This window comes from Mucilaginibacter pedocola (genome assembly GCF_002013915.1).
GTDB classification, from domain to species: domain Bacteria; phylum Bacteroidota; class Bacteroidia; order Sphingobacteriales; family Sphingobacteriaceae; genus Mucilaginibacter; species Mucilaginibacter pedocola.
This window is the reverse complement of sequence record NZ_MBTF01000018.1, coordinates 18,178-31,854: the sequence shown is the minus strand read 5'-3', so window position 1 is coordinate 31,854 and position 13,677 is coordinate 18,178. Positions and strand designations below refer to the sequence as shown.

The following is a 13,677-nucleotide window of genomic DNA, read 5'->3' as shown; positions in this document are numbered from 1 at the left end:
GCGCTATCTGTTTAACCGAGGGGTATTTGCCTTGTTTAGACTGATGGGCGTTTGTGTGCTTTTTGTTTTAAGAGGCAGTAACAAGATTTTAAATTTTTTTTATTATTTTTTGTGGGAAAAAGCAAATCTGCTTTTGAGGAAACTCGAATAGTGCCAAGATGGCTTGAGGTAATCTTCATTATATTATTTATAATTCTTGTAACATATATTGGAAACTATTTGCTTGATAATTGGCCCGCGTATATTGTGCGGATGGGAAAATCTCAAGGCTTTGAAACAGTTTCTGGAACTATTGGTGACACCTATGGAGGGACATTAGGGCCTATTATCGCGTTCATTGCGGCTATTCTAACTTTTTTCGCTTTCTGGATACAGTACCAAGCGAATTTGCAGCAAAAGAAAGATCTAAAGGTTGAACGATTTGAAAACAAATTTTTCGAATTACTCCGGCTTTACAAAGAAACGGTTAGTGAAATGTCTATAGATGGATACGACATATCTATAACTTCTAAAAAAACATTTTCAAGAAATTCAGGAGAGGAGATTTTAGAAAGAACAGAGGAGTATGTCACTAAGATTATAACTGGACGAAAAGTGTTTGTAACAAATTTTTATGAGTTAAAAGCATTTTATGAAATATGTGAGCACGAACTCCATTTAGACATTATCAAAGATAAACCTCGCTATTTGATTAAATTGAGCTATATCTTGTTCTTTAATGGAGTAGGTAATCCTGTCGTGAAGAATATTGATAAAACCTTACCTCTAGATTCCGCTTATGTTCTTAGATGTAAAAATGCTCTCGACATCGCCCGCCAACAACATGTGCAGTCGCGTGGACAGAGTAACAGCTATCAGTTACCTGGCACCGAAAGAAAAGTAGGGATTCTAATTAAATACAAACCATTTTCAGGTCATTCAACTAAATTGGGGCAATACTATCGGCATTTATTTTACATGGTTAAATATGTTGTCGGTCAGCCTAACAACGTACTAAAAGGATATCAAAAGAGAGAATATTTAAGAATCGTAAGGGCGCAATTGAGTAGCTTTGAACAGTTAATGCTATATTTTAACTATTTAAGTGGTTATGGTAACAGATGGGAGGACGAAGAAAATTCTTTTTTTGCCGAATTTAGAATGATTCACAACATGCCGTTGGAATTGACAGATTTTACAATTGATCCACATGTTGAATTTGAAAAACAAATTGAAAAAATCAGAGCGAAAAACGAAGAAATGTTTGAATATGATGAATAGTACTCAGGCGGGTTTTTAGTATGAAACTGCCTGAGTGCTATTATGTATATTAATCTATTTTGAAGGATGCCGTTACTTAGAACGGCTTCCCCTCTGCCAGTTCTTTCTCCGCCCATTTAATGGCCAATTCTTCACGGTATTTGGCATATTTGCCTTTAAATGCCATTTTCAACAGGCTGTCTACGCCGCCTTTTACGGCAAGGTTGTATACGCTGGCGGCTTTGCGGGTAATGCTGGTATCCCAGGCACGCAGGCTAAGTGAGTACGAGCCATCTACATACTTCATCCAGTGCCAGTAGCCGGTAGGCATAAATAGTGTGTCGCCGTGTTCAAGGAAAACCTCGGTACCTTCTACGCCATCCAATGCGGGGAATTTTTTAATATCCGGGTTTAGTACATCATAATCCTCCAATGCGTAGGTAGCATTCGGGATACAGTAGAGGCGGCGTTTCCACTTGTTTTCGAATAATATAACGTGCTTGCGACCACCAAAATGCGTGTGGAAGATGTGCGGCAGGTCGATGTCGTAATGCAAAAACGTAACCGAATTGCTGCCACCGAAAAACATGGCCGGCATGCTCTCAAGGAAGCCACCCATCAGGTCTTTAGGTAATACAATGTCATCTAAAAGCTGGGGTGCTTGTTTAAATATGTTGAAGAAGAATATGCGTAGTTCGGTAGGTTGGCTGCGTATCAGGTCGATATACTCATCAAAGGGCATTTCCTTAGCTGATGAGTTTATCGGTTTTGATGGGTCGGCCTTTGAGTTATCATACAGTGGTACTACTTTTTTACCAACTACCTCTTTCAGGTATTCGGGAGTCCATTTTTCGCGGGCAGGCCAATTGCTGGTTAGCCCCTTTATCACTAATGGGCGGCGCGGCTTTAAGTAATTCTCGCGGAAATCTTCGGGAGAAATGGTATCAACAGTATCAATCGGGCCAAGTTTAAAGCTCATAGAGGTAAAGTATCGGATAGTTTAAATAACTGTTAATAAGACGCAGCTATTGCCCGAAAGGTAACAAAATAACACAATAAAAACCGCAAAACGCGTTACGCCTGTGTTAAAAATAGATTAAGCTACTATGGCTTGCCGGCGGCCAGTGCTTTGTTGGCGCGTTTTATAGCAAGGCCCTCTTTCCAATCCATATAGCGCCCTTTAAAGTTCTTTTTCATCACGTCATCAAACTTGCGCTGTATGGTGAGGTTGTAAAGGCTTTTTGCTTTTATGGCCCAGCTGCTATCCCAGGCGCGTAGCGAGATAGAGAACGAGCCGTCAAGGTACTTCATCCAATGCCAGTAACCGGTAGGCATAAACAGCGTGTCGCCGTGTTCCAGTATGGCTTCCTGCCCTTCTATGCCGTCTAAAGCCGGGAATTTTTTAAAGTCAGGGTTTTCAATATCGTAATCCTCCAAAGCGTAGGTTGCAAAGGGGATGCAGTAGAGGCGTTCGCTCCATTTCTGGTCGAACAGGATAACGTGCTTGCGCCCGTTAAAATGCGTATGGAAAATATGCGCCAGGTCGATATCGTAATGTAAAAAAGTAACCGAGCCTTTGCCGCCGAAGAACATGTTGGGGTATTTATCCAAAAAGCCACCCATCAGATCAGTGGGCGAGCGGTAATCGTCCAGCAGTTTCGGTGCATGCTTTATCGGGTCGAATAGAAATATGCGCAGGTCGGTAGGCTGAGTTTGTATCAGGTCAATGTAGTCGCCAAACTTCATTTCGGCAGCCGATGCATTGATGGGTTTTGACGGGTCGGCTTTGCTGCTATCGTACAGGGGCACAACAATATCGCCAACGGTTTCTTTTAAGTATTCGAAGGTCCACTTTTGCAGGGCGGGCCAGGTTTCGGTGGCCTTGCTGATGACAAGCGGCTTGCGCGGCTTTAAGTATTTATTGATAAAGTCCTCTTTGCTTATATGCTCAACTCTATCTATAGGGGAGAGAGAAATGCTCATGTTACCGGTAAATAACTTCAAAGTTAAATTAAATACACGGGCGGTTAATGTTCATTTGCTTTTTTGAAGTTATCATGACTGTTGCGTGTGTGGCTATTTTACCGCAAAGGCCGCAAAGTATTAGCGCGATGGTTAGCGCAAAGAGCACAGAGCTTTGCAAACTGACTAATGAGAAAAAAGTTACAGCATTAAAGATTGGACCGCTATCATTAGCTTGCTTAAAATAAAACGCAACATGAGCCTTTGCGCCACTTTGCGAAAACTTTGCGGCCTTTGTGGTTAAATGAGAAATAAAGGAAAACTATTCTCTACTCACAACTCACCAGCAATCTAATTTGGCACCAGCACCATATCCACCACATGGATAACCCCATTGCTTTGGGCAATATCCGCAAGGGTAATGCGGGCTTTGTTACCCCGCTCATCCAGCAGGTAAATGCGTTTCCCATCGGCTGTGGCAATAAGGTTGCCGCCGCTTACGGTTGCCAGTTCGGCTTTGCCGTTGCCGGCTTTTATTTTAGCGAGCAGGCCGTCGGCAGTTAAAATACCGCCAACTACATGGTAGGTTAGTAGTTTAGTGAGGGGGGCTTTATTTTCGGGTTTTACCAGCATATCCATAGTGCCGGCAGGGAGTTTATCAAAGGCTTCGTCGGTAGGGGCAAATACGGTGAAAGGGCCGGCCGATTGCAGCGTAGAACCCAGACCCGCTGCTTTTATAGCATGGGCAAACGTGGTATGCTCTTTTGATTTGCCTGCATTGGCCACAATGTTTTTTGTGGTATACATAGTTGCGCCGCCCATAGTTTGGGTTTGCGCAACGGCAGAGGGTGGAATGGCCATAACAGCCATTGCAAACACCCCGGTAAATAAGTTTTTCATAGGTAGATGGGGCTTATACTATATAAACGCTAAAAGTGTGCCGATGGTTTTGATAGCCATATAGTTATGTATACGTAAAACAAGCACAAAACGCTACGTCTAACTATTAGGTTTTTAGCTGTAATTTAAAAGAAAAGTTCTGCTGCAACAGCATCGGCATATAGCTTCCCTTGTTGGGTAAGAGTAATGGTATTATCGTTTCGTACCAGCTTTCCTTCTTCCAGGTAAGGGCGGGCTGCTTTTAGTACTTCGGCAGGAGCGCCTTTGGCAATGGCATCCAGTTTATCAAGGTCGAGGCCCCACATGGTGCGGAGCGATGTCATGATGTATTCGTTGAGGCGGTTTGCTTCGGTGAGGGTTTCTATCTCCGCGGGGACGCTGCTTTTCTCCAGCACCGATGCCATGTATTTGGCATTGTTGGCTACGTTCCATTGCCGTGTTTCGCCATTGAAAGAATGTGCCGATGGGCCAAGGCCAAGGTATTTTACGCCTCGCCAATAGTTAGAGTTGTGCCGCGAGTAATGCCCCGGCTTGCAGAAGTTGGATATCTCGTACTGTTCGAAGCCTTTGGCCTGCATGGCATCCGTCATCATCATAAAATGTTCGGCGCTTTGCTGCTCGTTCATGGGTGGCTGCTTTTTTTTGCTGATGAACGAGGCGAGGGCAGTTTGGGGTTCCACCGTCATGCTGTAGGCTGATATATGCGGCACATCCAGTTCGAAAACTTTGTTGAGGTTGTGTTTCCACTTGGTATCGCTCAGTAGGGGGTAGCCATATATCAAATCAACAGTAATGTTTTCGAAGCCCGCATCCTGTGCGCGCATTACCGATGCTTCGGCCTCGGCGCCGCGGTGTACGCGGTTCATCCATTGCAGGTCCTCATCAAAAAAAGATTGCAGCCCTATGCTGAAACGGTTGACCGGGGTGTTTCGCAACCCTTTCAGTTTATCAGCACCCAGGTCGTCGGGATTGGCCTCCAACGTAACTTCGGCACCGGTGGCTACCGGGTGCACCTGCGTAATAGCATCTATCAAGCGGTTAATCTCCTGCGGCTCCAGTACCGATGGTGTACCACCGCCAAAGTAAATGGTTTCGATGGTTTCGCCGGCCAGGTAATCTTTCTGTAAAGCAATTTCCTTTAACAGCGCCTGCAGCATCTCGTCTTTATACTTCAGCGAAGTGCTGAAATAAAAATCGCAATAATGGCAGGCTTGTTTGCAGAAGGGGATGTGGAGATAGATGCCGGCCATGGAGATGAATTAAAAATGCAAAGGTAAAACTTAGCATGCCAACAACACGAATTGTTTGATGTTTAGGCCGTGTTGTTGTCAGCCGGATTGCCTAAATTGGCAGCCTCAAACCTTTATCATCAATGAAGAAACTTCAATTTTTACTGTGTGCCGCGCTATGTATGTTATTCGCGTCTGCGCGTGCCGAGATCATTAACGGAACTGCAAATTTTTCTTTTAAGCCGGGCGGCCCGGTATTTGTTGCCTTGAAAGAAGGGATGGAAGTAGAATGCGGGCTTTTAGAAAACGGGCGGTATAAGATTTCGTTCACCGTGAAAATTACAAAACAGCAATACGAAGGCACCATGAAGAAGGTGGCAAAGCTTTATACCGCTGATAATAAGTTTATTGGTATAGCACTTGTGGACATCCCCGTTAGTTCGTCGGTTGCCGGTACCTATGGCGGGGTGAATGGGCCTGAGGAATACGACATGGAGATATTTGGGTATGTTACTAAAGCCAATATCAAAACAGGTTCAATTCCCGAAAATGCTTTGGAAACAGTCTTGAAAAACAAAGCAGGCAAGCTTCATTTTGACATGTTGAAGCCGTTTTTAATGAAACAAAGATACGAGAAAATGGACCTCATTAATAAACCCTACCGGCACTAAAACAATATTGCATATACGAAAGCACTGTTTTAGACGCATCGCCCGGGTATCGTATAGGCCTCTTTTTCGAAGGGAACAACCTAATTGCTATTGAGCATTCGCGCCCGCTCATCTTTGTTCAAGGCAAAGAGTATAGCCTTGGAAGCGGTAATAAGCTTTACGTTATACAACCGCCTAAGGGGATGTCTGTATCTGCCTTTGCCCGAAAAGTGAACGATGCGTACATAGGCGCAGATTAACAAAGCTGATCGTAATTTCTTGTCGCATCCGCCCCGCTAAAATGCCGTTATTGTCAATACATATTTGCTGCCAAGCACCTAAATTTGTTTTAAACAATTATAGCCATGCAAACAACGCTCGATAAAGCCACCCGTGATTCGCTTATTGCCCGCATTAAAACCCTGAACGAAGGTTCGCGCGCCGAATGGGGTAAAATGAATGTTTACCAAATGGCAAGGCATTGTAGGCAGTGGGAGGAGTTAACCAATGGTACCTTGCCTGCTAAACGCATTTTTATAGGGCGGATAATAGGCCCAATGATATTGAAAGCCGTTATGAAAGACGATGCCCCAATCAGGCGTAACTCACCCTCGGCACCGGAAACTATTATTACCGATGAGTCGGGCGACCTTGCGGCTGAGAAGACCCGCTGGATAGAATTAATGGAGTACAACGCTGCAAACCCTATCGATGGTTTTATCCACCCCTTCTTCGGTAAAATGACGAATGAGCAGATTTGCCGGTTGGCCTACAAGCATATCGACCATCATTTACGCCAATTTAACGCATAATTGAGCCTTTTGCTTAACATTTAACATAACCTTTGCATAAGCCCCAATAAATGAAGTACCTTTGCAGCGCCTAATATTGATAGATATTTAATGCTGCGGTTTTTATATAGTGTGCTTTTTGTTTTGGCCACCTGCGCCAGCGCTTTTGCCCAGCAAGATAGTACGGGTACCTTTACGCCTGTTGATACCCCAAGGCGCTACATCAGGCCCCCGCAACCCATGACCGTGCTCGATTCGGTAGCCCGGGCCATTGCCCTCGAAGAAAAGTTCGTGTCCGATTCGCTGTCAATGATGTACTTGCACCCTCCTGACAGCAGCAGCACCAATTTGTTTGTTGATAGTGTTTTAAAGGCCGGCGCTTATAAAGGCGACCATTTTTTGGGCCTTGCCGCCACCGCCAAAAGCCGCCCCAGTATAAAAGGCTACGGGCACGTACGCCCCCACCGCGATTATTGGGTTATAGCCATTATAGTAGCTTTATTGTTGTTTATACCTGTGCTCAATATTTATTCGAGTAAGGATATGAGCAACGTATTTATTGCTTTTTACCAACGGCGTACTGCAGCCCAGGCCGGTAAAGAAGATAGCCCCATAAACTTCTGGACCTTTGTGGGTTTGTTCGTGTTATTCGGGTTCACCCTCGGTATATTTCTATACTTACTTACTACCGGTTACTATAAAGTTTATTACCCTATTAGTGGCATACAGTTATTTGCCACATTGTCGTTAGTTATTATATCGCTGTTTGCCGGTAAGTTTTTAGTGCTTAAGTTTCTGGGCTTTGTGTTTGATATTAATAAGCTGGTGGGCGATTATATCAACACACTTTCGCTCACTTATTTCAACGTCACCTTTGTGCTGTTGCCCGTGGCATTGTGCTTTAGCCTCATTGCCGATAAATTTTTCCCTTACCTGCTGGCAATAACGCTGTTACTAACCGTAATTATTTTTGTGTGGCAGTACCTGCGCAGCAGCGTAGGCATAATTTCGAATTTTCAATTTCATAAATTTTATTTATTTATCTATCTTTGTGCCCTCGAAATTTGCCCGATATTAATATTGGTAAAGGCACTTAATATAGGTTTTAAATAGTTGGTTTTATAACGTATAGCATTGGAAGACAGAAAGAAAAAGGTTAAAAGCATTTTAGTTACATTGCCAAAACCTGAAAATGATAAAAATCCTTACGCTGAACTGGCTAAGAAGCTCAATTTGAAAATCGACTTCCGGTCGTTCATTCACGTTGAAGGTGTACCCGCAAAAGATTTCCGCAAGGAGAAAATAAACCTGGCAGATTTTACTGCCGTTATTTTCACCAGCCGTAACTCTGCCGACCATTTTTTCCGCATTTGCGAAGAGATGCGTTTTGAGGTGCCTGTAGAAATGAAATACTTCTGCCTGTCAGAAACTATTGCCCTTTATCTGCAAAAGTATATCCAGTACCGCAAGCGTAAGATCTTCTTCGGTAAACAAACCGCTGCAGATTTGGCTGAAGTATTGAAGAAACATTCGGGCGAAAAATTCCTTTACCCATGTTCGGACGTAGCTGCCGAAGAAACCCAAAAGTTTTTGTTGGATAACGGTTACAACTTTACGCCTGCCGTATTGTTCCGCACCGTGTGCAGCGACCTAAGCGACCTGGCCGATGTGTTTTATGATGTTATTGCATTCTTTAGCCCGTCGAGCATCCAGTCGTTATATCAAAACTTTCCTGATTTTAAGCAAAATAACACCCGCATTGCAGCATTTGGGGCTACAACCCACAAGGCCGTACAGCAGGCAGGCTTAATATTAGATATTCCTGCGCCCACCCCCGGGGCCCCATCTATGACGATGGCCATAGAGCAATACGTAAAACAAGTAAACAAATAATTTGTATTTTACAGTAGTGCTTCTGCAACATTTTTGTGGTATTAACGTATAACGTAAAAAACGAGTAGATAACACTTCATTCTTAACGAGTTAACGAATGTTTAATTATCGGCCGAATAATTGCAAACTTTTAACTAAGACAGCGTTTAATTTGGTTTTTTAAACATTTTTGCGCGGGAGTGAAGTATATTTGATATATTCGGGGGTGCGTTATGCTTGATAAATTGATAACGTGTTAATTGATTTTTGATACAAAAATGAAGCAATTTTACTTTCTGATAGTAGTTTTAGCGAGTTCTGTTTTAGCGGGTTGCAGCTCGGGCGGCGCCGGTAACGGCGAAGTAGTGGGTGTGCGCCAGCGCCCTTTCAGGGCCACAGCCCCTCTAAACATGGTGTATATTAAAGGCGGTACCTTCCTGATGGGGCAAACCGACCAGGATGTAACCTTTGCCCAGATATCGCAAACCAAGCAAGTAACCGTATCGCCATTCTTTATGGACGAAACCGAAATGTCTAACACCAAATACAAGCAATTTGTGCTTTGGGTACGCGATTCGATAGCTATCAGCAACTACCTTAACGATCAAAAGTATTATCTGCAACCTAAAAAAGGTGCTCCTGCCAATCCTAACGGCAAAAAATATATCAACTGGAACTACGTACGTAGCAACCCTGTATTTAGCACCCGTGGCAAAAACGCCAATGCTAACGCACAAAAATTGCAGGGTATGTTTTACCAGGGCGATGACCGCGTATTCGACCGTAACGAGATCGATACCCGCATGTTGAAATACAACTTTGCGATGATGATCTTACGCGATGCTTCTAACTACCGTAACGATAAAACTAAAAAGCGTTCGGATTTCATCCTGCGCGATACCGTTCCAATTTATCCTGACACACTGGTTTGGCTGAGCGATTTTTCATACGCTGCTAACGAGCCTATGGTTGAAGGCTACTTTTCGCACCCTGCTTACCGTAACTACCCTGTTGTGGGTGTTACCTGGCGCCAGGCCCGCGCATTTACTGCATGGCGTACCCGCCTTAGCGAAGGCGCAAAACATGCACGCGGCCTTGATGCCAACCTGCCTTACGAATTGCCTAACGAAGCTGAGTTTGAATACGCAGCACGCGGCGGCAGGATAGGTACCGACTACCCATGGGGCGGCCCTTATATTAAAAACGCAAAAGGTTGCTTAATGGCCAACTTTAAACCCGGCCGTGGTAACTATACTGATGATGGCGGCGCTTACACCGTTAACGTGCGCTCTTATTTCCCTAACGATTTTGGTTTGTACAACATGGCCGGCAACGTGGCCGAGTGGACCATGTCTGCCTACGATGAATCGGCAACAACATTTGTACACGACCTTTCTCCAACATTTAATTACGAAGCCAAAGCAAACGACCCCGAAGTGCTTAAAAGAAAAGTAGTTCGCGGTGGTTCATGGAAAGATATTGGCTATTTCTTGCAAAACTCTACCCGTAGCTACGAGTACCAGGACACTGCAAAATCGTACATCGGTTTCCGTAACGTAACCCACTTCTTGGGCCGCGATATACAGGACAAACGCTAAACAAACAAAACAAACTATAAAATCACTATTTATTAAAACGTATGGCTGGTAAGAAAAAACCTTTCGGTATAGGTAATATCATATCAATTGGAGCTACAGTAGTTATCATTGGCCTGTTGTTCAAAATTCAGCACTGGAAATTTGCATCTGAATTTATTACAGCAGGTTTGGGTACTGAGGCTATCCTATTCCTGATACTGGGTTTGCAGAGGGAAGAGAAAGAAGTGGATTGGGTGCGCGTTTACCCGGAATTGAATGAAGATTATGCAGGCGAATTGCCAAAATCATCAGCAAAACCGGTAGCCGTTAACAGTGGTTTTTCTAACACTGCCGCATTGGATAAAATGATGGCTGATGCAAAAATTGGCCCGGAACTGATCAGCAGCCTTGGCGATGGCCTGAGGAGCTTTGGCGACCGTGTACACGCTATTACCCGTGTTACCGATGCCGGCGAAGCTACTGTTGCTTTCACTAACAAAATAAAAGCAGCTACTGCAAGCTACGATGGTTTAAGCGTTGCATTCGAAAAAGCTTCGGCTAACTTAAACGAAATGGCAGCAACCAACCTCGATTCGAAAGCTTACCACGACCAGGTAACTAAATTGGCCCGTAACCTTGCCGACCTGAACGGTGTTTACGAACTGGAGTTACAGGATTCGAGCGCACACCTGAAAGCGATGAACAACTTCTATAAAAACCTGTCGTCTACCATGAGCAACTTTAACGAGTCGCTTGAAGATTCGCGCCAGTTTAAGGATGAAGTTGGCCGTTTGGCTAAAAACCTTGCTTCGTTGAACTCGGTGTATGGTAACATGCTTAGCGCCATGAACCAACCACGCGGTTAATTAAACAGATATTTGCAGCACCACATATAATATTATATAGATGGCCGGAGGTAAAGAAACCCCAAGACAGCGAATGATAGGTATACTATACCTGGTGCTTTTAGGGCTTATAGCCCTGAACGTACCGGATAGCTTACTGGATGCATTCAAAAATATTACGAATAGTTTAAATACCTCGAGTAAGAACGTAACTACCGGTATAGAGAATACCTACGATGCGTTCGAAAAAACTAAATTGAAAGAACAACCGGAGCGTGCAAAACCGGTTTACGAAAAGGCAAAGCAAGCCAGCGCTGCTGCTAACGAGTTGAGCGCATACATCGACCAGTTGACCGACCTATTGATAAAGGAAGGCGGTGGCATTAACCCCGAGATTGACGACGTTGACGCCCGCGATAACCTGGACATTTCGCCTCGTGTGATGATCACCGATAAAAATGCCGATCAACTACGTGCGAAGATAGATGCTACACGCGAAAAGTTATTGAGCCTGCTTACTGACAAAGAACGCACCGGCGTTAATCTGTCGTTAGTGGCTAACGATCCGCCAAAAGGACGCGATGGCCAAAAAACATGGCAACAGGGTTATTTTGGCGATGGCATACCTTTGGGTGCAGCTTTAACCACATTGGCTAAAATAAAAGCTGATACCAAAAATGCCGAGAACGAAGTTGTTAAAAAGATATTAGGTGAAGTTGACCAGGCGGTTGTTAACCTTGATAAATTCAGCGCGGTTGCTGTAGCTCCATCAAGCTATATTATTGCCGGCCAGCCTTACACTGCCGAAGTGTTCTTAACCGCTTCAGATTCAAAATCAAGCCCTTCAATTACTGTAAACGGCTCAAGCCTTGCTGTTGCTGATGGCCGCGGTAAATACAGCGTGAATACCGGTTCTGAAGGTGTGTTTACCTGGGTTGGTAAGATCAATGTAAAACAAACCGACGGTACAATGAAGGAGTACTCAACTGCTCCTCAAACTTATCAGGTTGCTCGCCCATCGGCAGTAGTATCGCCTGATAAGATGAACGTACTATACATTGGTGTTCCAAACCCTATTTCGGTTTCAGCGCCGGGTATACCAAAAGAGAAATTGCATGTAAGTATATCGGGCGGCTCAGTAAGCGGCTCGGGTGGTAAATATACTGCTACTGTTAACAATGCTGGTAATGCTACTGTATCGGTATCGGGGGAGTTAGCACCGGGCAAAAGCCAGGTATTGGGTTCTACCGAGTTCCGTGTAAAACGCATTCCCGATCCAAAACCTCAGTTTGCAGGTAAAAGCAGCGGTAGCACCAGTGCAGCTAACTTAAGGGGACAGGATAAAGTATTTGCAAGGTTAGAGAATTTCGAATTCGACGCTACTTTTAACGTAACCCGCTTCTCGATGATAATTATTAAACCACGCCAGGATGCCTTGAGGTTTTCTACCAGCGGTGCTGAATTGAGCAGTGCTATGAAAGCCGGTTTAGCAGGTGTTGTACCCGGTACTACCGTTGTTATACAAGATATTATTGCTGTAGGCCCTGATGGTACACAGCGTGGCCTTGATGCCATAGTACTAACAGCTAATTAAAGAGATTAGACCATGAAGACAAGATTATTAGCTATTGCGCTTTGCCTGCTTTGCAGCGTATCATTCGCGCAAACAAGAAAGAAGTCAACTGCTAAAAAAGCCCCTGCCAAAACTGCAGCTAAGAAAGCCGCGCCCAGAACGCAGATCAAGAATGCAAACGGTGGTGCCGGCCAGCAGCCTTCGGTATTAGATACTACCAGGAAGGTTTCTGCTGTGCCTGCAAAACCATTTGACCGCCCGCTGGATGGTTATTACAAAAAAAGTAATATCCTGAGCGCAAGGGTAACACCTTATGCTCACCTGCGCGAATCTGACGTGGCCTTTGCAAAACGCATTTGGAGGGAGATTGATACCCGCGAGAAAATGAACCAGTTTCTTTCTTCGCCTAAACAGCGTTTGATAGATGTTTTGCTTACCGCTATTGATAACGGCGAACTAACCGCTTACGACCCAACTCCGTCTAAAGATGACCCGAATGGCGATGGTTTTTCAAAACCGTTAACTGCTGGCCAGGCTCGTGGCAAACTCGCAGATAGCAGCGTGGTAGACCAGTTCGACTCTAAAACCGGTGAGAAAACTGGTTCTAAAGTTGTTGCCGGTGAATTTGCTCCTGATAGTTTGATCAAATTCCGTTTAAAGGAAGATTGGGTATTTGATAAACAACGCTCTATTTTCGAGCCGCGTATTATAGGTATTGCTCCGCTTATCCAAGTGAAAGCATCGGGTGTTACTAACTCTGAATACCAACCCGCTTTTTGGATCTACTTCCCTGAGGCAAGGCCTGTGTTGGCCGTTAAAGAAGCTGTTAGCCGCAATAACGACGCTACCGGTTTAAGTTTCGATGATATATTCATGAAACGTATCTTCAGCAGCTACATTGTAAAACAGTCTAACGATAAAGACGAACGTATCCGCGATTACGCACAAGGTATTGATAAGCTTTACGAAGCCGAAAGGATCAAAAAGAACCTGATGGATTGGGAGCTTAACCTTTGGAGTTACTAAGTTAGAGATAAGA

At 44.3% G+C, this 13,677-nt stretch carries 13 protein-coding genes; 9 read left to right on the top strand and 4 right to left on the bottom strand.

Going from position 1 to position 13,677, the window contains the following annotated elements; genetic code table 11:
• Positions 1-252: 252 nt before the first annotated feature.
• Positions 253-1,260: a putative phage abortive infection protein gene (locus BC343_RS17005; RefSeq protein WP_143822242.1), complete on the top strand. Its 1,008-nt coding sequence runs from the start codon at positions 253-255 to the stop codon at positions 1,258-1,260.
• A gap of 76 nt (positions 1,261-1,336) precedes the next feature.
• Here BC343_RS17005 and BC343_RS17000 read toward each other — a convergent pair whose 3' ends face one another.
• The 4 genes from BC343_RS17000 to hemW all read right to left on the bottom strand — a co-directional run bounded on the left by BC343_RS17000 (position 1,337) and on the right by hemW (position 5,351).
• A complete protein-coding gene (locus tag BC343_RS17000; protein WP_078349012.1) occupies positions 1,337-2,218 on the bottom strand; it encodes a cupin-like domain-containing protein in 882 nt (293 codons plus the stop codon).
• Positions 2,219-2,343: 125 nt separating this feature from the next.
• On the bottom strand, positions 2,344-3,222 hold the full coding sequence (locus BC343_RS16995; protein ID WP_078349011.1) for a cupin-like domain-containing protein: 879 nt from the start codon (positions 3,220-3,222) through the stop codon (positions 2,344-2,346).
• A gap of 330 nt (positions 3,223-3,552) precedes the next feature.
• Positions 3,553-4,101 carry a fasciclin domain-containing protein gene (locus BC343_RS16990; RefSeq protein ID WP_078349010.1) on the bottom strand — a complete coding sequence of 183 codons (549 nt, stop codon included), beginning with the start codon at positions 4,099-4,101 and terminating at the stop codon, positions 3,553-3,555.
• A gap of 125 nt (positions 4,102-4,226) precedes the next feature.
• A complete protein-coding gene (gene hemW, locus BC343_RS16985; protein ID WP_078349009.1) occupies positions 4,227-5,351 on the bottom strand; it encodes a radical SAM family heme chaperone HemW in 1,125 nt (374 codons plus the stop codon).
• 122 nt (positions 5,352-5,473) lie between these two features.
• Between hemW and BC343_RS16980 the strand changes: the two genes are divergently transcribed.
• The 8 genes from BC343_RS16980 (at position 5,474) to porN (ending at position 13,664) form a co-directional block, all read left to right on the top strand.
• Positions 5,474-6,001 (top strand): hypothetical protein, encoded by a 528-nt coding sequence (locus BC343_RS16980; RefSeq protein ID WP_143822241.1) that lies wholly within the window; start codon positions 5,474-5,476, stop codon positions 5,999-6,001.
• A 344-nt stretch (positions 6,002-6,345) separates the two neighbouring features.
• Entirely contained in the window at positions 6,346-6,792 is a 447-nt protein-coding gene (locus BC343_RS16975; RefSeq protein WP_078349007.1) for a DUF1569 domain-containing protein, read from the top strand.
• 90 nt (positions 6,793-6,882) lie between these two features.
• Entirely contained in the window at positions 6,883-7,884 is a 1,002-nt protein-coding gene (locus BC343_RS16970; RefSeq protein ID WP_078349006.1) for a DUF4271 domain-containing protein, read from the top strand.
• Between the two features lie 15 nt (positions 7,885-7,899).
• Positions 7,900-8,664 (top strand): uroporphyrinogen-III synthase, encoded by a 765-nt coding sequence (locus tag BC343_RS16965; RefSeq protein ID WP_078349005.1) that lies wholly within the window; start codon positions 7,900-7,902, stop codon positions 8,662-8,664.
• A gap of 257 nt (positions 8,665-8,921) precedes the next feature.
• Positions 8,922-10,241 carry a T9SS ring complex lipoprotein PorK/GldK gene (gene porK, locus BC343_RS16960; protein WP_078349004.1) on the top strand — a complete coding sequence of 440 codons (1,320 nt, stop codon included), beginning with the start codon at positions 8,922-8,924 and terminating at the stop codon, positions 10,239-10,241.
• Between the two features lie 41 nt (positions 10,242-10,282).
• Positions 10,283-11,086: a type IX secretion system motor protein PorL/GldL gene (gene porL / locus BC343_RS16955; RefSeq protein ID WP_078349003.1), complete on the top strand. Its 804-nt coding sequence runs from the start codon at positions 10,283-10,285 to the stop codon at positions 11,084-11,086.
• Positions 11,087-11,126: 40 nt separating this feature from the next.
• On the top strand, positions 11,127-12,659 hold the full coding sequence (gene porM / locus BC343_RS16950) for a type IX secretion system motor protein PorM/GldM (protein WP_078349002.1): 1,533 nt from the start codon (positions 11,127-11,129) through the stop codon (positions 12,657-12,659).
• A gap of 12 nt (positions 12,660-12,671) precedes the next feature.
• Complete coding sequence (porN, locus tag BC343_RS16945; protein WP_078349001.1) at positions 12,672-13,664, top strand: type IX secretion system ring subunit PorN/GldN; 993 nt, start codon at positions 12,672-12,674, stop codon at positions 13,662-13,664.
• The last annotated feature ends 13 nt before the right edge of the window (positions 13,665-13,677 follow it).

Excerpts from the sequence above, each read along its gene's own strand:
- BC343_RS17005 (WP_143822242.1), top strand. The coding sequence starts at position 253 with ATGGGAAAATCTCAAGGCTTTGAAACAGTTTCTGGAACTATTGGTGAC.
- BC343_RS17000 (WP_078349012.1), bottom strand. The coding sequence starts at position 2,218 with ATGAGCTTTAAACTTGGCCCGATTGATACTGTTGATACCATTTCTCCC.
- BC343_RS16995 (WP_078349011.1), bottom strand. The coding sequence starts at position 3,222 with ATGAGCATTTCTCTCTCCCCTATAGATAGAGTTGAGCATATAAGCAAA.
- BC343_RS16990 (WP_078349010.1), bottom strand. The coding sequence starts at position 4,101 with ATGAAAAACTTATTTACCGGGGTGTTTGCAATGGCTGTTATGGCCATT.
- hemW (WP_078349009.1), bottom strand. The coding sequence starts at position 5,351 with ATGGCCGGCATCTATCTCCACATCCCCTTCTGCAAACAAGCCTGCCAT.
- BC343_RS16980 (WP_143822241.1), top strand. The coding sequence starts at position 5,474 with ATGAAGAAACTTCAATTTTTACTGTGTGCCGCGCTATGTATGTTATTC.
- BC343_RS16975 (WP_078349007.1), top strand. The coding sequence starts at position 6,346 with ATGCAAACAACGCTCGATAAAGCCACCCGTGATTCGCTTATTGCCCGC.
- BC343_RS16970 (WP_078349006.1), top strand. The coding sequence starts at position 6,883 with ATGCTGCGGTTTTTATATAGTGTGCTTTTTGTTTTGGCCACCTGCGCC.
- porK (WP_078349004.1), top strand. The coding sequence starts at position 8,922 with ATGAAGCAATTTTACTTTCTGATAGTAGTTTTAGCGAGTTCTGTTTTA.
- porL (WP_078349003.1), top strand. The coding sequence starts at position 10,283 with ATGGCTGGTAAGAAAAAACCTTTCGGTATAGGTAATATCATATCAATT.
- porM (WP_078349002.1), top strand. The coding sequence starts at position 11,127 with ATGGCCGGAGGTAAAGAAACCCCAAGACAGCGAATGATAGGTATACTA.
- porN (WP_078349001.1), top strand. The coding sequence starts at position 12,672 with ATGAAGACAAGATTATTAGCTATTGCGCTTTGCCTGCTTTGCAGCGTA.